Here is a 16,488-nt window from a genome sequence, read left to right on the forward strand (position 1 = left end):
CATCAGCCGTCGAAGAATCAGAGCTTGTTGGCTGCTTCAGCGTCTGATTCGGTCTGGCCTGCGCCGAGGTTGGCGCGCAGTTTGGCGCCGAGTTCGGCGTCGACGTTGGTCCAGTACTGGATGGCGCGTTCCTTGATGTCGGCGTTCTTCACGCCGCCCACGGCACCGGTGATGGTGTCCAGGAAACGGGCCTTGGCGGCGTCGTCGTAGACCTCGCGGTAGAGCGTACCGGCCTGGCCGAAGTCGCCGTCTTCGGCGTGGAGGGTGTGCGCGGCGAGGGTGAGCTCGCCGTCGTTCTCCCAGCCGCCGCCGGCAACAGCAGGCTCAACCGCAGCCGGGCCGCCGACCGAGTTGGGGGCGTAGACCGGAACCGAGGGGGCGTTGAACAGGTAACGTCCGGCGCCGTCCTGGCTGTAGTTGTTGACCTGGTTCTTGGGCTGGTTCACCGGGATCTGGGCGTGGTTGGTGCCCACACGGTAGCGGTGTGCGTCGGCGTAGGAGAAGATGCGGGCCTGCAGCATCTTGTCCGGGGACGCGGCGATGCCCGGCACGAAGTTCGACGGCGCGAAGGTGGCCTGCTCGATCTGCGCGAAGTAGTTCTCCGGGTTCTTGTTCAGCTCCATGGTGCCGACCTTGATCAGCGGGTAGTCCGCGTGCGGCCAGACCTTGGTGAGGTCGAACGGGTTGAAGCGGTAGGTCTTGGCATCCTCGTACGGCATGACCTGGACGTGCAGGTCCCAGGACGGGAAGTTACCGGCGTCGATGTTCTCGGCCAGGTCGCGGATGTAGAAGTCCGCGTCGGAGCCGGCCAGCTCTTCTGCCTGGTCACCGGTGATGGTCTTGACGCCCTGGTTGGACTTGAAGTGGTACTTGACCCAGAAGCGTTCGCCTTCGGCGTTGATCCACTGGTAGGTGTGCGAGCCGTAGCCCTGCATTTCACGCCAGGAAGCGGGCAGGCCGCGGTCGCCCATGAGCCAGGTGACCTGGTGTGCGGACTCGGGGGAGAGGGTCCAGAAGTCCCACTGCATGTCTGCGTCGCGCAGGTGGGTGCCCGGGAGGCGCTTCTGGCTGTGGATGAAGTCCGGGAACTTGATGCCGTCGCGGATGAAGAATACCGGGGTGTTGTTGCCAACGAGGTCGTAGTTGCCCTCGGAAGTGTAGAACTTCACGGCGAAACCGCGGGGGTCACGCCAGGTGTCGGGGGAGCCGTTCTCGCCCGCGACCGAGGAGAATCGGATCAGCATTTCGGTCTCGACGCCCGGCTGCAGGAACGCGGCCTTGGTGTACTTGGAAATGTCCTCGGTGGTGGTGAACTTGCCGAATGCTCCGCCGCCCTTGGCGTGCACGACGCGCTCCGGGACACGCTCGCGGTTGAACTGTGCGAGCTTCTCGACCAGGTAGTGGTCGGTCAGGATGATGGCGCCGTCAGCGCCGACAGCCTTCGAGTGGGCGTCGGAAGTGACGGGAGCACCGGACTGCGTGGTGGACACAGCGGGCGCAGAGATGTTCAGAGTCATCTTTCTCCTTTGGTTGGGGTTCTTGCTTAGTTTCGTTCGGCGGGTAGCTTTTGGGTGCGCTGACAGTCCTGGCAGATGCCCTGGTACATAACGTCAGCGATCTGGATGGTCATCGGCTTGGCGTCCGGGTCCCAGTGCGGGGTGAGGCAGGGCGCGTGGCCAACGGCGCAGTCCACGTCCTCCACCCGTCCGCAGCTGATGCAGACGGCGTGGTGGTGGTTGTCGCCCACCCGCGTCTCGTACAGCGCGGGGGAGTGGGGCGGTTCGAACCGGCGCAGCATGTGCAGGTCCGTGAGGTCGCCAAGGACCACGTAGACGGACTGCGCGGTCAGTTCGGGAAGTTCCTCACGCGCGGCGGCAAGGATGCTTTCGGCCGGCGAGTGCGGGTGGCGTTCGACGGCGGTCAGGACCGCCAGCCGCTGTTTGGTCACCCGGCGGCCGTGGGCGCGCAGGGCAGCTGCCCATGCATCCTGGCCGGCCTCGTGAACTGTCATAGCCCCATTGAAGCACTTATTATGACTTAATCACAATAAGGCTAGGCTAATCTCCGAAGAACGCAGCACGAGTTCAAACGGGTTGACGGCTTCGCCCGCCGAGCGGCCAAGGGCGTGCAGTTCCAGCCGGCCGCCCGTGACGGTAGTGTCCGGCACGATGCAGCTGAGGCCCGTGACGTCCTGCCGCAGCGCCAGGGCTTCCAAGGCCGCCGCCAGGGCAAGGAGTTCCGGCGGGGTCACGTCCTGAATGGAGCCGATGCTCCGCTCCGGTGCCAGAACCGTATGGTGCTTCCCGGCAGGGGACGGCGGCGTCCAGGTGCGGATCGCGGGCAGCGGCGCAGCGGCTGCAGGTTCGACGTCCGCCGAGTGGTCCGGCCCGGCAGAGGCGTTGTCGGCGCCGGCAGGTGCGTCGCCCCGGGCGGCCGTTGCCGCCGCCAGCAGCGCGGTGCGCAGCCCGACGTCGTACTTGTCCAGATCCTGATCCGGCACCGGCATGCGACGCTGTGCGGGCAAAGCGAGCTGCGCGGCCGGGGTGACCGGTTCCGCGTCCCAACGGCCGAACAGGTGGAACGTGGGCGTGGACGACTCCACAGCAGGTTCACCGATCGATGCCCCGAGCGCATGCCAGCGATGCGCAAAAAGCAGGGTGCAGGCGTTCGCCCCGATGACGTCGGCAAGCGCCGTGCGGGCAGCGTCGTGGCATAGCAGCCAGTCGGCGGCCGAGCGGTGGTCCAGGGCGGTCGCGGGATTACTGAGCCGGATCATCAGGTGGCCGGATGTCAGCGGGGTGCGCGGCCGGGCAACCTCCCATATCGCCGAGCCGAAGAGCAGCCGTCTGGACAACTCCATGCGCGCCCCTTCCCCCCATTGTGTCTCCCCGCCCGAGACTATCAAGGCCGGGACCACTATCCGGGGTCAATGACGGAATGCCCCGGCGGAACGGCCCGGTTTGGTCGGTGCCCGCGGCTAGAGTTGCCCGGTGGGAAAACTACTGGCCGATATCACTCCGCTGCGCGAGAGCCCTGACTTCCGCCGGCTCTGGCTGGGATCAGCCGTGTCCAACCTCGGGAGCCAGCTCACCCTGGTGGCGGTCAGCCTGGAGGTTTACCGGCTGACGCAGGACAGCCTCTACGTGGGGCTGCTGAGTATCTTCGCCCTGGTTCCCTTGGTGCTGGGCGGCCTGCTGGGCGGTTCCATCGCCGATGCCCACGACCGCCGCAGGGTTGCGCTGCTTGCCACCACCGTGCTGTGGCTGACCACGGCCGCGCTGGCCCTGCAGGCGTGGCTGGAGGTGGGGAATGTGTGGCTGCTGTACCTCCTGGTGGCCGTGCAGAGCGGCGCGCAGGCCATCAACCAGCCTGCCCGCAGCGCCATCATCCCGATGCTGGTCCGCAAGGAACTGCTCCCGGCAGCCAACGCCCTGAGCATGATCAGCTTCGGCCTGGCCATGACCGCCGGTCCGCTCCTGGCCGGCGTGCTGGTGGCGTGGGTGGGGTTCGGCTGGACCTACACGCTGGATGTGGCGAGCTTTGTGTTCGCCTTCTGGGCACTGCTGAAGCTCCCGCCGATGCCGCCGCGAGAAGAGGCGCACCGAGCGGGGCTGCGTTCCGTGGTGGAGGGGTTCCGGTTCCTCGGCACGCGCCCGAACCTCCGGATGACGTTCGTGATCGACCTCGTCGCCATGATCTTCGCGCAGCCCCGGGCACTGATGCCGGCAATCGGAGCGGTGATGATCGGCGGCGGCGAAGCCACCGTCGGCGTGCTCCTGGCGTCCACAGCAGTCGGTGCCTTCCTGGCAGGACTTTTTTCCGGACCGCTGGGCGGCATCCGCCGGCAGGGAAGCGCCGTGGTGTGGTCCGTCATGGGCTGGGGTGCGTCCATCGCCGGATTCGGGCTGGTGGTGGTCCTTGCCGGGCGCTCCGGGGAGGACGGCGTCACGCTGTGGCTGCTGCCCGCCGCGCTCTGCTGCGCCCTGGCCGGCATTTCCGATTCCGTGAGCGCCGTCTTCCGCACCACCATCCTCCAGGCGGCCACGCCCGACCACCTGCGCGGCCGGCTGCAGGGCGTCTTTGTGGTGGTGGTTGCGGGCGGTCCAAGGATTGGGGACATGCTGGCCGGCGGCGGCACTAAACTTTTGAGTGAAGGTTGGGTGTTGCTGCTGGGCGGCCTGCTGTGCATCGCTGTGGCATGGCTGGTGGCCCGCTGGCAGTCGGGTTTCCTGAAGTACGACGCGCGGAATCCGGTTCCGTAGCGACCGCCCCGCAGCAACTCAGAGGGCAGGAACTTCGTGAGGAGGCACAGTGCATAATCACCACAACGGACTGAAGACCGCGGCGCTGTTCGGGGTACTCTGGGCGGTGCTCCTGGGACTCGGTGCCGTGATCGGCAGCAGCATGCGCAGCGCCACTCCCATCTGGATCATGGCGCTGGTGGGCGTGGGCACGACCGCTTACGGTTATTGGAACAGCGACAAGATCGCGCTCCGGTCCATGCAGGCCTACCCCGTCACCGAGGAGCAGGCTCCGCAGCTCTACCAGATTGTCCGGGAGCTCTCGGCCCGGGCCAACCAGCCCATGCCGCGGATTTACGTCTCGCCCACTCCCGCGCCGAATGCCTTTGCCACCGGCAGGAACCCGCAGAATGCCGCCGTTTGCTGCACCGAAGGAATCCTGGGGCTGCTTTCCGTCCGCGAACTCCGCGGGGTGCTCGGCCATGAGCTCATGCACGTCTACAACCGCGACATCCTTACCTCATCCGTGGCCGCGGCGGTAGCCGGCGTGATCACCTCGGTGGGGCAGATGCTGCTGTTCTTCGGCGGTGGAGACCGACGAAATTCGAACCCGCTCGCGATGATCGCCATGGCCCTGCTGGCACCGCTCGCGGCCATGGTGATCCAGTCCGCCATCTCCCGGACCAGGGAGTACGACGCCGACGAGGACGGCTCCGAGCTCACCGGCGATCCGCTGGCGCTCGCCTCAGCCCTGCGCAAGATCCACCAGGGCGTGCAGATGGTGCCGCTCCCGCCGGATCAGAAGCTGGTGAATGCCTCGCACCTGATGATCGCCAACCCGTTCCGCGGCGGCGGCCTGAGCAAGATGTTCTCAACGCACCCGCCCATGCAGGACCGCATCGCCCGGCTTGAACTGATGGCGGGCCGCCCCCTCAGCTGAGCGCCGCCGTCGTACTTTCGCTGGGGACACCGGAACGGGCTGGGGACACCGGAATTCCGGTGTCCCCAGCCCGATTCTGTGTCCTGGCGCCGTATGGGCGTGTCAGCTGCGGAAGTTGACGAACTGCAGGTCTGCCTCGTCAAAGTCCTTCAGCAGGGCCATGGTGGCCTGGAGGTCGTCGCGGGACTTGGAGGTCACGCGGAGTTCGTCGCCCTGGATCTGGGACTTGACGGACTTGGGCGCCTCGTCGCGGATCAGTTTGTTGATCTTCTTGGCGAGGTCCTGGGCGATGCCCTCCTTGATGGAGGCCTCCAGCCGGTATTCCTTGCCGGATGCGTAGGGTTCCCCGGAGTCCAGCGACTTCAGGGAGATCCCGCGGCGGATGAGCTTGGACTGCAGCACGTCCAGGACGGCGAGCACGCGCTCTTCCGAGTTCGCCTTCATGAGGATCTTTTCACCGCTGAAGTCGACCTCCGCGCCAACGCCCTTGAAGTCGTACCGCTGGGCCAGTTCCTTCTGCGCCTGGTGCAGCGCATTGGCAACTTCCTGCTTGTCTACCTTGCTGACGACGTCGAATGTGGATTCGCCTGCCATAACTGTCCTCCTGCTGATTGCGTGAAGCCCCTCCGAGGGCGGTTCTGTCTGCATTCCAGCCTAGTACGGATGGCGTCCCCATGAAGGCCGGTCCCGGACAACCTTCGCTGTGATTCACAGTTTTCTCATAGCGGACGCAGGGCGGGAACGAAGGCTGGGCCTCCAGAGTTGGAACTGTTGGAAGAGTTGCCCCGGAAGGAAAGCACATGCACCAGAAGGCCGTCCGCTACGTCACCCGCTCGACTGCCGCCGCAGCCACGACCATCGCCACTGCGGCGACGTCCGTGGCAGCCGCTGCGGTGGCCGCATCGATCATCCTTAGCCCCGTGGCAGATGCCTCGTCCCGCTTGGACGGTGTGCACTCGGACCTGATGCGGGCGGTGCAGCTGAACCAGATCACGGAGGAGCAGGCCGCGAAGTTCGAGGCGAAACTGGCCGGACGCATTCTCGGGGAAGCCTGATTTTCCGCGGAATTCCGGGGTGTTCGGGGCCTATGGAGTCTCGATTCGATTCTTCGGCAGAAGTTCTGTAAAGTTGTCTTGCCCGCGGTTGCTGGAAGCGGAACGGATGGAAACAGCCGTTCTGACCATGGAAGCCGCGAGTGATCTTCTTTTGAAGTTCGGCAGATTACCCGAGCGGCCAAAGGGGGCTGACTGTAAATCAGCTGGCAACGCCTACGGGGGTTCGAATCCCTCATCTGCCACCCTTGGAAAAGTCTCCGGAACCACCAGGTTCCGGAGACTTTTCTGTTTTCTTACGTTTTGCGTTCCGGCCCGGGCTTGTCCGCGCAACCTGGCCTTCAGACTCGGAACCGCGGACAAGCTTAGGAAATCAGTTGAGGCCTATCACCAGCATCTGGTTGGTTCCCGGGATGCAGGTCTGCAGGATTACCCGGGGAAAGCCTCCGAAAACCGCTGAGACATTGTTGGTGGTGCCGGGGTTCGGCACCTGCCCGCGCCCGCTGACGGTGTAGGTTCCGTAGCCTGGAATGCTCACGGTTTCGCCGACGCCGATCCCCGAGAACCGTGCCCACCCGCCGCAGTAGTCGTGTTCGGTGATGAACAGGGCGTACGCGTCCGTGGGGGTGAAGTGAATGGGACCGATGCATGCGTCCACCATTGACTGGCCACCCGCTCCTGCGACATAGATGGTCCGGACCGCGGGGGCAGGGGCAGGGGCGGGAGCAGGCGCGGGTGCCGGCGCTGGAACAGGTGCCGGGGCCGCTGCCGCGGGAGCCGCGGGAGGGGCCGCCACTGCAGGGCCTGTCAGCTTCAGGACCTGTCCCGGGAGGATCGGCGAGTACATGCCCAATCCGTTGGCCGCCAGCATGGCATTCATATCAACGCCAAAGCGGGCAGCGATCGCCCCTACCGTATCCCCGGCAACCACCGTGTAGGTGTTGGACGGCTCTGGTGCTGGAGCAGGTGCTGGAACTGGTGCCTCAACAGCCGGTGCCTCCACGGCGGGCGCCGGTTCGGCCGCAGGGGCTGCTTGGGGCGCTGCCTCCGGAGCGGCGGCAACAGCCGCTTCCGGAGTACTGGCACCGGCGGTGGCAGGCGCCGAGGAAGTCGCGTCCGCAGACTTGTCGGATTCAGGCGCCGGGACCGTAACGGCCTGGGCCTGGCTGACTTGGGACGTCTGCCCGGCGGCGGTGAAGCTTACGGCCGTCACAACCACTGCGGTCACCACGGCTCCCGCGGCCAGCAAGACCTTCAGCCTGGTTCTGTTGCCGCTATTTGCAGGTGTTGGGACAGGTGGCCTGTCCTCATGGTTAAGCTCGTTTTGATCCATCGGTTCCCCCCGAGAGTCAAAGCCCATGGGGGTCACAGGACAGCAGGCCCCAGGGCGGTGGTGCGCCGGGCCCGGACCGCATTATGGGTGCAGGCCGTTGCCCGAAGACGCATGAAGCGAGCTGCCGAATTGACGAGGAATTGCGGAAGCCCGAATGATTAGACCCATGCCCACAGCTGTGGCCATGTGTAATTCCGGAATGCTGCTTGCCCTAGGAATATCGAGTCTATGAATGGGGAGTATTCGCCGCACGAGTGGGCATTACCTGAATCTCCACGCCCAACACCCGCGCGGTGGAGGGTTATACCCAATGCGCTTTTTTATGCGTGGACGGGAACACTCGTTTGTGATGAAGCGGTACTTGGCCCGGGGATGCGTATGCCGCCCGTAGCTGCAGAACCGTCGAGTGAGCTGAAATGCGCTGACACGTGCGCGCCGCGAATGCTGGTTAATTAGCTTTCGCCATGGACACTCGCTGGTTTGGGAGAATGGCGAAAGCAAGGTAATTCATCCATTTGGATTTAATTCACGCCATTAGACAAGAAAAAGCAGCCGCCCGGACGTAATCCCGGGCGGCTGCTTTTCGACTAAATGCAAATGCCTACGGCGGTCCTATGGCCTGCGTTCGTGGCGAAGTTCGGCCAGCTCCTGACGCAGGGCGGCCACTTCCACCAGCAATTCACGGACTTCCGCGCGAACCGGAACTTCAGCCGCTTCCACGGACGCTTCGGTGTTCTCTTCGACCCGCTGCACCAGCCATGATGCGATCGAGGCCGTAACCACGCCCAGCACGGCGATCCCGCTCATCATCAGGGCCGCGGCAACCATCCGGCCGATCGGCGTGACGGGGAAGAGGTCACCGTATCCCACGGTGGTGATGGTGGTGATGGCCCACCAGGCGGCGTCGCCGAAAGTGAGGATTTTGGCGTCGGGAGCGTTTTGTTCGACGTCGAGGACAGCCAGTGCGCCCACAAAGACCAGCATGACCGCGGAGCCGGCTACGTACGTGACCACGCGGCCGCGGAGGGTTTCTCCCACGGTGCGGTGCAGCACGGAGAGTAGGGTGACCAGCCGCAGGAGCCGCAGCGGCCGAAAAAACGGGAGGGCGACGATCAGCAGCTCGTGCAGGTTGAGGATGAACCAGTGCTTCCTGTTCTCTGCCAGCGACAGGTTGGCGGCGTAGTCAGCGGCAAATATCGCCCAGGTGATCCACATGATGCCTTCCAGCACATCGGCCTGCCGCCCTTCGACCTGGCCGATTACCTGCCATGCGTAAGCTGCCAGGAACACAAGCGCTGTCCCCATCAGCGGCCACTCGGCCATGTCCCTGTAGCGTTGCTGTGTCATGGGGAAATCCTAAGGGGCAGTCCCTTGGCACTAATGTTACTCACGGGTAACATGGTGGCATGCACCTGCTTTTGCGAACCCTCCTGCTGTTGTTCACTTCCTCGCGCCGTCCGCCCCTGAGCATCTGGGATACGTCCTCCCTGCCGCTTCGCGTGCTTCCCACGGACATCGACATCGCCATGCACGTCAACAACGGGATGTACTTCTCCCTTATGGACCTGGGTCGATTCGATCTGATGGCACGCAGCGGGACCTGGCAAAAGATGCGCCGGCGGAGCTGGACGCCCGTGGCCGCAGGGGAAACCATCGCGTTCCGCAGGTCCCTGCAGCTGTGGCAGCAGTACACCATCGAATCCCGGATCATCGGGCTCGACACCAAAGCCATCTATTTCGAGCAGCGGATGGTGGTGGATGGGGAAATTTATGCCCGGGCGCACATCGCCACTCGTCTGATCAGTAAGGGGAAGCCGGTCAGCCAGGAGGAGATCTTCGCTGAATTCGGTGAGCCGCCGGCCGGGCTGGAACTGCCGGAGTGGATCCACGAATGGCGCGAAACCAACGCGCTGCCCGGAGCCCGCCGGCCGGCGCCGAACCTCTGGCACTGAGACGGCCCGCGCCGAACCGCTGGCACTGAGGCGGGCACCGGCGGCAGTGTGCCAAGAGCGAAACGCATGGGACATCCCCGGGCGGCTCGCGTACCGTTGACCCATGGCTACCTTAGACATTACAGGTGAACAGTTCGCATCAACCGTCGAGAACAACGACATCGTCCTCGTTGATTTCTGGGCCGAATGGTGTGGTCCCTGCAAGCAGTTTGGACCCACCTATTCCGCCGTTTCCGAGAAGCACCCGGACGTCGTCTTCACCAAGGTGGACACCGAAGCCGAACAGCAGCTGGCGGCGGAGGCCGGCATCACATCCATCCCCACGCTGATGGCTTTCCGCGAAAAGGTCCTGGTGTTCTCCCAGCCCGGCGCGCTGAACGCCCAGCAGCTCGAACAGGTGGTGGACGCGGTCAAGGCACTGGACATGGAGGAAGTCCACGCGCATGTGGCCCGTTCGCAGGCCGAGTCAGCCGCTGCGGCCGGCAAGCAGGACGGCTCCCAGATTCCGGACGCCTAAGGCGACATAAGCTCAAACGCGGGGCCGCCCCTGACGAACCGAGGTTTGTCAGGGGCGGCCCCGCGTGGTTTTCGCCAGGGAAAGGCGGCGGGACTACAGTCGTTCGAGCTGGACGGGTTCGGCCAGCAGCGCGCTCAGCGACTCGTTCAGGTCCTGGACGGCGGTGCCCTTGGAATGCTTGTCGAGGTCCTCTTCGGAAGCCCACTGTTCGGTGAGCACCAGCTTTTCCTCGGTGGCCTCCGTCAGTTCGTACCGGATGCAGCCGGGCTCATTCACCACCTCGTCGATCGCGATTTCGAGCGCGAGCTTCACGCGGAAGAATTCGCCGTCGTTGGGGATGAACGTTGCCTGCAGGTCAATGGGTGCACTCATGCGTTTCACAATACCGGGCAGCCTTCGTCCGCCCCGAAATATTTTGTTGGGCTTCCTAGTTTTACGCTTCTCTTGCCCGGGCGGAGTTGGTAGCGTGCCAGCATGCGCGCCTATACAGCCGGGGACACTGACGTCCCACTGCTCGAAGAGACCATCGGACAGAATTTCGAGCGGATCGTGGCCAGGTTCCCCTTCCACGACGCCCTGATCGAGGCGGCACCGGTTCCCGGCGCGGACGCCCGCCGCTGGAGCTACACAAAACTGAACGACGACGTCGACAGGCTGGCCCGTGCGCTCCTCGCCCTCGGCGTCGGCACGGGGGAGCGGATCGGGATCTGGAGCCCCAACTGCGCAGAGTGGACCATCCTGCAGTACGCCACCGCCAAGATAGGCGCCATCCTGGTCAACGTGAATCCGGCCTACCGGAGCCATGAACTGGAATTCGTTGTCAGGCAGAACGGCATGCGCATGCTCGTCACGGCGCCGTCGGACCGGAGCAGTGATTACACCGGGATGGCACGGGAGGCGCTCGCGGAATGCCCCGAGTTGCGGGAACTGGTGTTCCTCCCGGACGGAGGGCAGCCGCAGCTGCAGGCAGGCGAACCGGAAACGGACGCCGAACTGACGTACGCCGAGCTGCTGAAGCGGGCTGACGACGTCGGGCATTCCGTCCTGAAGGCCCGCCTGGCGGGGCTGGACCCGGATGACGCCATCAATCTGCAGTACACCTCCGGGACCACAGGCTTCCCCAAAGGCGCCACGCTCACCCACCGCAACATCCTGAATAATGGCTATTCCATCGGCGAGTTGCTGGAGTATACGGAACACGACCGTGTGGTCATTCCGGTGCCGTTCTATCACTGCTTCGGGATGGTGATCGGCAACCTGAACGCCCTGAGCCACGGCGCCGCGACGATCATTCCGGGGCGGGCGTTCACGCCCGAGGCGGCCCTTGAAGCGGTCCAGGATTTTGGCGGGACGTCGCTGTATGGCGTGCCCACTATGTTCATCGCCGAACTGGCCCTGCCGGACTTCGCTTCCTACGACCTTTCAACCCTGCGTACCGGCGTCATGGCCGGATCGTTGTGCCCCATCGAGGTGATGAACCGGGTCATTTCGGAAATGAATATGAAGGACGTGGCCATTTGCTACGGCATGACGGAAACGTCCCCGGTGTCCACCATGACACGAGCGGGCGACACGATGCAGCAGCGCACGGAGACCGTGGGACGCACCATGCCGCAGCTGGAGAGCCAGGTGGTGGATCCGGTGACAGGAAGCGTGCTGGAGCGGGGCCAGATCGGTGAGCTGTGCACGCGCGGGTACAGCGTGATGAAGGGGTACTGGAACCAACCGGAAAAGACCGCCGAGGCCGTCGATGCTGACGGCTGGATGCACACCGGGGACCTGGCCCGCATGGACGCGGACGGTTACGTGGTGATCGAGGGCAGGATCAAGGACATGGTGATCCGCGGCGGGGAGAACATTTATCCCCGCGAGATCGAGGAATTCCTCTACACCCACCCGTCGATCCAGGACGTGCAGGTGATCGGCGTCCCGGACGTCAAATACGGCGAGGAACTGATGGCCTGCATCATCCTCAAGCCAGGCGCCGAGCCGCTGGACGCGGCTGCCGTCGCCGAGTTCTGCCGGGGGAAGCTGGCCCACTACAAGATCCCGCGCTATGTGGATGTCCGGGAGAGCTTCCCGATGACCGTCTCCGGGAAAATCCGCAAGGTGGAAATGCGTGAGGAAGCGGTGGCCCGGCTGGGCCTCTGACTGTTCCGGCTCCTCAGCGGAGGGGCCGAAGTGTCCGTTCGCGCTCAGTGAGGGGGCCGGAAGTGTCCGTTCGCGCTCAGCGAGGGGCCGGAAGTGTTCGTTCGCGCTCAGCGGAGGGGCCGGAAGTGTCCGTTCGCGCTCAGCCTGCCTGGGAACACAGCGCGAACGGACAGTTGAGGCCCGCCCGGCCCCGGCCCCGGCCAAGGCCCAGGGAACCCTAGCTGATGTTGCGGTTGATGGCCCGGACTCCGACCACCAGTCCGACGGCGGCAGTCACCGACGCGGCCAGCAGCCCCAGGAGCGTGTCGCCTCCAATCTTGCCCGCGAACAGTTCCCGCTCGGCATTGACCAGGTAGGTCAGCGGATTGAACCAGCTTGCGGTTTTCATCCAGTCCGGCCCCGCTTCTATGGGCAGCATAATGCCGGACAGGATCATGAGCGGGAAAAGCAGCGTCTGCTGGACTCCCCAGAAGATCCACTCCTTGTTCTGTGACACGAGGGCCAGGGCATAGGAGAGCGCGCCGAGTCCGATGCCGAATATGCCCAGGATGACCAGCCCCAACAGCACGTGCAGCGGGTAGAAGACGAAGCCGAACGGGATGCAGACCAGACTGATGAGCAACCCTTGCACCACCAGCGGTGCCCACTCCTTCAGCGCCCGTCCGATCATCAGCGAGGAACGGGACAGCGGCGTGGCCAGGATCCGCTCGTAGGAGCCGGTCATCAGCTCGTACTGCAGGTTGGAGCCCGTCATGGACGTCCCGAACAGGGCGATCATGACCACCACGCCGGGCAGGAACCACTGCAGCGTGGACTGTCCGCCGAAGGCCGGGGCTCCCACCGCGGACCCGAGCAGCGGGCCGAACAGGCCCAGGAAGACGAGCGGCTGGAGCAGCGAAAAGATCAGCGAAAACGGGTCCCGGAGCGGCAGCAGCATCTCGCGCCAGAACACGAACTTTGTGTCGTGGAGGACCTGCATCAGACCCGGCCTTTTCACGACGTCCCGAACATCCTGCACACTCATCAGCGGGCTGCTCCTTCCCTGAGGTTGCGGCCTGTCAGTTCGAGGAACACATCGTCGAGCGTGGGAGGTTTCAGCTCCAGGGACTGGGCGGGAGCGCCGGCGTCGTGCATCTCCTTGAGCAGCGCGGGCGCCAGCCGCGCGCCTTCAGGAAGCCGGAGGCGGAAGCTGACCACGCCGTCGTGCGTGTTTTCCTGCACTTCACCCCCGGCTGCTGCGCGCCCCAACAGGCCGCGCACACTCGGAGCCGACTCCTTCGCAACGTCAACGGCCAGCAGATCGCCGGCCAGGTTGGCCTTGAGCCGGGCCGCGGTGTCGTCAGCGATGATCCGGCCATGGTCGATGACGATTACCCGTTCGGACATGGAATCCGCCTCGTCCATGTAATGCGTGGTGAGGACGATGGTGGTCCCGTGCTCGGCACGCATCCGCATGATGTGTTCCCACAGGTTGGCCCGATTCTGCGGATCCATGCCGGTGGAGGGTTCGTCGAGGAAGAGCAGCCGCGGTGAGTGCATGAGGCCCAGGGCCACATCCATCCTGCGCCGCTGCCCGCCGGAAAGTTTGATGACCGTACGTTTGGCGAGATCTGTCAGGTCAAGGGACTTCAGGAGCTCTTCGGCGCGGGCGGCAGCATCCGTGGTGTTCATTCCGTAGAAACGCCCCTGCATCATCATTTCGTCGATCACCCGGAAGCTGTGGCCGCCGCCGTTGCCCTGGCCGATGTAGCCGATCCGGGCCCGTACACCCGCAGGATCGGCGGACACGTCCACGCCGGCAACACTGGCGGTGCCGGAGGTGGGCCGGAGCAGGGTGGTCAGCATCCGCAGCGTGGTGGACTTGCCGGCGCCGTTCGGGCCGAGGAACGCCACCAGTTCGCCCGCGGCGACGTCGATGTCGACGCCTTTGACGGCCTCGATGGTTTCCTTCTTGACCGTGAAGTTCTTGGTGAGTTTCCGGGTGTGGATCACTGCGCGCTCCAGGATGCGGGTCACTGGCGTTCTGGCTACCGGACGCCATGCCGCCACGCTATACCCAGCCGGCGGGAGCGTCCACAGGATCAGGGACACCTTCGGTCCGCGATGAACGGGAGCGGCGTGCGGAATGCGGCGTGCGGAATGGAAAGAAGTGCCCGCACCGGGCAAAGCCCTTAGTGCCGGCGGTGGTCCTGGATGGTCATTCGCGGGCCGAACGTGGGTTTCCGGAAACCGCTGAGGCCGATCATCCGCACCACACGCTGCCGGTGCCCCTCCCAGGGCGCCAGCAGCCTCAGCATCCCGGCGTCGTCCGTCCGCCGGCCGGTCAGCGCAGCGCCCACGTACGCGGCGAGATGGTAGTCGCCCACCGCGATGGAGTCCGGGCAGCCGTGCGTGCGCTGGACCACCTCCGCCGTGGTCCAGATGCCGATGCCCGGGATGGTCTGCATCCTGGCGGATGCCTCCGCGGCGGTGAGCCCCGCCAGGCGTTCAAGGGCGACGGCGGAACGCACGGCCCGCATGACAGTTGCCGACCGCTGCGGTCCCACGCCTGCCTTGTGCCACTCCCAGGACGGGATCCGCAGCCATTGCTCGGGAGTGGGCTGAACCAGGAGTCCGGCTGGCGCGGCGGCTCCGGCGGCGGGGGCCGCCGTTCCGAAGCGGTACATGAGGTACCGGTAGCCTCGCCGGGCTTCGATGACGGTGACCTTCTGCTCGAGGATGGTGGGCACTAGGGAGTCGACCATCCGGCCGGTGGCCGGGAGCCGCAGGGCGAGGTTCCGGCGTCGGGCTTCAACCACCATCCGGGGAAGCGTGGCATGGAACTCGGGGTGGTCAAAGCCCGACCAGTCGTCGTCGCTGCCCAGCAGGCGCGGAGAGGTGGAGATGGCGTCCTCGGCCCCGGACCCCCAGGCCTGCACGTCTACGGCCGGTTCGCGCGGGTCCCCGGAAACGGTGAGGCGCAGGGTGGCCGGGCCATCCGGCGTCGTAAACGACATCCAGAGGCCATCGGGCCGGGAGGCGAACGCCGGATCCCCGTTGCCGCGCATCAGCGTGCCGAGGGTTTGCAGGAGACTGAACGGACCGCCCGGATGCCACCGCAGTGAGGCGTCTGCCGCGGCAGCCAAGCCTGCGGGGACGTCGGTGATGGTCATGAATCTATCGTCCCACGCAGGGCTGACACCGCCCCACCGATATGCTCGCAGCGCCGGGCAGCCCGTGTCACGGCAAGGCCAAAGGGCCCTGATTGCCGGCCGTCTCCGGGACTAGAATTTTGGTGGGTGCGGTCAATCCGTGCCTTCAAACTCCAGATGTCAGGAGTACACAAATGGCTGGAATAGTGCATTTCGAAATACCGGCGGACGATCAGGGACGGGCCACCGAGTTCTACAAAGCGGCGTTTGACTGGAACATCAACGCGATGCCTGACATGGACTACAACGTGGTGACCACAACGCCGACCGACGAAAAGACGGGAATGCCCAAAACCCCGGGGGCCATCAACGGCGGGCTCTTCGCCAGGGAGGGTGAATTGAAAACGCCCATCCTCACCGTGGACGTCGAGGACATCGACGCCTCGCTCGCGCAAATCGAATCGCTGGGCGGAGCCGTGGTGAAACCCAAGGACGCCATCCCCGGAATGGGCTACTACGCCTACTTCAAGGACACCGAGGGCAACGTCCTGGGGCTGTGGCAGAACGCCGAGCCCGCGGGCGGCACCCCTGGGGCGGGCGCGGACACCGCGGCAAACGACATCGGCGCATAGTCAGCGGCTAAAGAACAATGGCGGGGCCATGGGGATAGTCGCGCAGGTGCTGGCCGTCACCACGGGGATCGTGCTGATCATCGTGGGCGTGCTGGAGGCCTTCAGGTACAAGGACCAGCGCCTGTATCCCATCTTCCTGATCAAGCCCGAGGACACCGCAGCCGTGCGGCTGTGGACGATCAATGTGGGCTTTTACAACATCGTGTGGGGACTCACCGCGATTATCGGCGTGATGATAATAAATGCCGGCCAGGTCACGGTGGGGCGGACCATGGTGGCAGTCGTTTGCATCGCACATGCCATCCTCGGTGGCGTCCTGGTGGTCAGCGAACCCAGGCTGTGGCTCAGCGCCATCGGCCAGGCGCTGTTCCCCATCATCATCCTCTGGCTGATGTTCGCTACCTGAACGTCGCGCAGCGCTGCACGCACACACTGGCGCGGCGGCCATGCTGGCCCGGCGCGCCCACTCGCACACTGGCGGCGCGCACATCGGAGAGACGGCCGTCGAAGCATGGGGTGCAGGTCTGAGACGGTAACTT

The 16,488-nt window shown here is 65.0% G+C and carries 18 protein-coding genes and 1 tRNA gene; 9 read left to right on the forward strand and 10 right to left on the reverse strand.

Annotated elements, in window-relative coordinates; translation table 11 throughout:
* Positions 1 to 17: 17 nt before the first annotated feature.
* The 3 genes from J2805_RS04365 to J2805_RS04375 are packed head-to-tail and all read right to left on the reverse strand — an operon-like array spanning position 18 to position 2,860.
* The gene (locus J2805_RS04365; protein WP_309969766.1) at positions 18 to 1,517 is read right to left on the reverse strand and encodes a catalase; all 1,500 of its coding nucleotides are present in this window, start codon (positions 1,515 to 1,517) and stop codon (positions 18 to 20) included.
* 26 nt (positions 1,518 to 1,543) lie between these two features.
* Positions 1,544 to 2,011, reverse strand: coding sequence for a Fur family transcriptional regulator (locus J2805_RS04370; RefSeq protein ID WP_309969769.1), 468 nt, complete (start codon positions 2,009 to 2,011; stop codon positions 1,544 to 1,546).
* Between the two features lie 30 nt (positions 2,012 to 2,041).
* Positions 2,042 to 2,860: a hypothetical protein gene (locus J2805_RS04375; RefSeq protein ID WP_309969772.1), complete on the reverse strand. Its 819-nt coding sequence runs from the start codon at positions 2,858 to 2,860 to the stop codon at positions 2,042 to 2,044.
* Between the two features lie 130 nt (positions 2,861 to 2,990).
* Between J2805_RS04375 and J2805_RS04380 the strand changes: the two genes are divergently transcribed.
* Positions 2,991 to 4,262 carry an MFS transporter gene (locus J2805_RS04380; RefSeq protein ID WP_309969774.1) on the forward strand — a complete coding sequence of 424 codons (1,272 nt, stop codon included), beginning with the start codon at positions 2,991 to 2,993 and terminating at the stop codon, positions 4,260 to 4,262.
* Between the two features lie 49 nt (positions 4,263 to 4,311).
* Complete coding sequence (gene htpX, locus J2805_RS04385; protein WP_309969777.1) at positions 4,312 to 5,181, forward strand: zinc metalloprotease HtpX; 870 nt, start codon at positions 4,312 to 4,314, stop codon at positions 5,179 to 5,181.
* A 102-nt stretch (positions 5,182 to 5,283) separates the two neighbouring features.
* Here htpX and J2805_RS04390 read toward each other — a convergent pair whose 3' ends face one another.
* A complete protein-coding gene (locus tag J2805_RS04390; protein ID WP_307045399.1) occupies positions 5,284 to 5,775 on the reverse strand; it encodes a YajQ family cyclic di-GMP-binding protein in 492 nt (163 codons plus the stop codon).
* A gap of 206 nt (positions 5,776 to 5,981) precedes the next feature.
* Here J2805_RS04390 and J2805_RS04395 point away from each other — a divergent pair, with 206 nt between their 5' ends.
* Both J2805_RS04395 and J2805_RS04400 read left to right on the forward strand, forming a co-directional pair.
* Positions 5,982 to 6,236 carry a hypothetical protein gene (locus J2805_RS04395; protein ID WP_307045401.1) on the forward strand — a complete coding sequence of 85 codons (255 nt, stop codon included), beginning with the start codon at positions 5,982 to 5,984 and terminating at the stop codon, positions 6,234 to 6,236.
* Positions 6,237 to 6,396: 160 nt separating this feature from the next.
* Positions 6,397 to 6,478: transfer RNA gene (locus J2805_RS04400), tRNA-Tyr, on the forward strand.
* Between the two features lie 128 nt (positions 6,479 to 6,606).
* Here the strand turns inward: J2805_RS04400 and J2805_RS04405 are convergent.
* Both J2805_RS04405 and J2805_RS04410 read right to left on the reverse strand, forming a co-directional pair.
* Positions 6,607 to 7,566: a LysM peptidoglycan-binding domain-containing protein gene (locus J2805_RS04405; RefSeq protein WP_396134212.1), complete on the reverse strand. Its 960-nt coding sequence runs from the start codon at positions 7,564 to 7,566 to the stop codon at positions 6,607 to 6,609.
* 612 nt (positions 7,567 to 8,178) lie between these two features.
* Positions 8,179 to 8,913 (reverse strand): potassium channel family protein, encoded by a 735-nt coding sequence (locus tag J2805_RS04410; RefSeq protein WP_309969790.1) that lies wholly within the window; start codon positions 8,911 to 8,913, stop codon positions 8,179 to 8,181.
* A 59-nt stretch (positions 8,914 to 8,972) separates the two neighbouring features.
* Here J2805_RS04410 and J2805_RS04415 point away from each other — a divergent pair, with 59 nt between their 5' ends.
* Together J2805_RS04415 and trxA are read left to right on the forward strand one after the other, a co-directional pair.
* Positions 8,973 to 9,518, forward strand: coding sequence for an acyl-CoA thioesterase (locus J2805_RS04415; RefSeq protein ID WP_309969793.1), 546 nt, complete (start codon positions 8,973 to 8,975; stop codon positions 9,516 to 9,518).
* Between the two features lie 103 nt (positions 9,519 to 9,621).
* Positions 9,622 to 10,035 carry a thioredoxin gene (gene trxA / locus J2805_RS04420; RefSeq protein WP_309969796.1) on the forward strand — a complete coding sequence of 138 codons (414 nt, stop codon included), beginning with the start codon at positions 9,622 to 9,624 and terminating at the stop codon, positions 10,033 to 10,035.
* Between the two features lie 93 nt (positions 10,036 to 10,128).
* Here the strand turns inward: trxA and J2805_RS04425 are convergent, their stop codons facing one another.
* Positions 10,129 to 10,407, reverse strand: a complete 279-nt coding sequence (locus J2805_RS04425) for a putative quinol monooxygenase (RefSeq protein WP_307045413.1) — start codon at positions 10,405 to 10,407, stop codon at positions 10,129 to 10,131.
* Positions 10,408 to 10,509: 102 nt separating this feature from the next.
* Between J2805_RS04425 and J2805_RS04430 the strand changes: the two genes are divergently transcribed.
* A complete protein-coding gene (locus J2805_RS04430; protein ID WP_309969801.1) occupies positions 10,510 to 12,186 on the forward strand; it encodes an AMP-binding protein in 1,677 nt (558 codons plus the stop codon).
* Positions 12,187 to 12,403: 217 nt separating this feature from the next.
* Here the strand turns inward: J2805_RS04430 and J2805_RS04435 are convergent, their stop codons facing one another.
* From J2805_RS04435 to J2805_RS04445, 3 genes are all read right to left on the reverse strand, one after another.
* Positions 12,404 to 13,210: an ABC transporter permease gene (locus J2805_RS04435; protein WP_309969804.1), complete on the reverse strand. Its 807-nt coding sequence runs from the start codon at positions 13,208 to 13,210 to the stop codon at positions 12,404 to 12,406.
* On the reverse strand, positions 13,210 to 14,178 hold the full coding sequence (locus J2805_RS04440; protein WP_309970570.1) for an ATP-binding cassette domain-containing protein: 969 nt from the start codon (positions 14,176 to 14,178) through the stop codon (positions 13,210 to 13,212). Before J2805_RS04440 ends, J2805_RS04435 begins: the two co-directional genes overlap by 1 nt.
* Before the next feature lie 179 nt (positions 14,179 to 14,357).
* On the reverse strand, positions 14,358 to 15,338 hold the full coding sequence (locus J2805_RS04445) for a DNA-3-methyladenine glycosylase family protein (protein ID WP_309969807.1): 981 nt from the start codon (positions 15,336 to 15,338) through the stop codon (positions 14,358 to 14,360).
* A gap of 173 nt (positions 15,339 to 15,511) precedes the next feature.
* Between J2805_RS04445 and J2805_RS04450 the strand changes: the two genes are divergently transcribed.
* Positions 15,512 to 15,949 carry a VOC family protein gene (locus J2805_RS04450; protein ID WP_309969811.1) on the forward strand — a complete coding sequence of 146 codons (438 nt, stop codon included), beginning with the start codon at positions 15,512 to 15,514 and terminating at the stop codon, positions 15,947 to 15,949.
* A gap of 28 nt (positions 15,950 to 15,977) precedes the next feature.
* Positions 15,978 to 16,355, forward strand: coding sequence for a DUF1304 family protein (locus J2805_RS04455; RefSeq protein WP_309969814.1), 378 nt, complete (start codon positions 15,978 to 15,980; stop codon positions 16,353 to 16,355).
* Positions 16,356 to 16,488 lie beyond the last annotated feature (133 nt).

The organism is Arthrobacter oryzae (assembly GCF_031454875.1).
In the GTDB taxonomy this organism is placed as follows: Bacteria; Actinomycetota; Actinomycetes; order Actinomycetales; family Micrococcaceae; genus Arthrobacter; species Arthrobacter oryzae_D.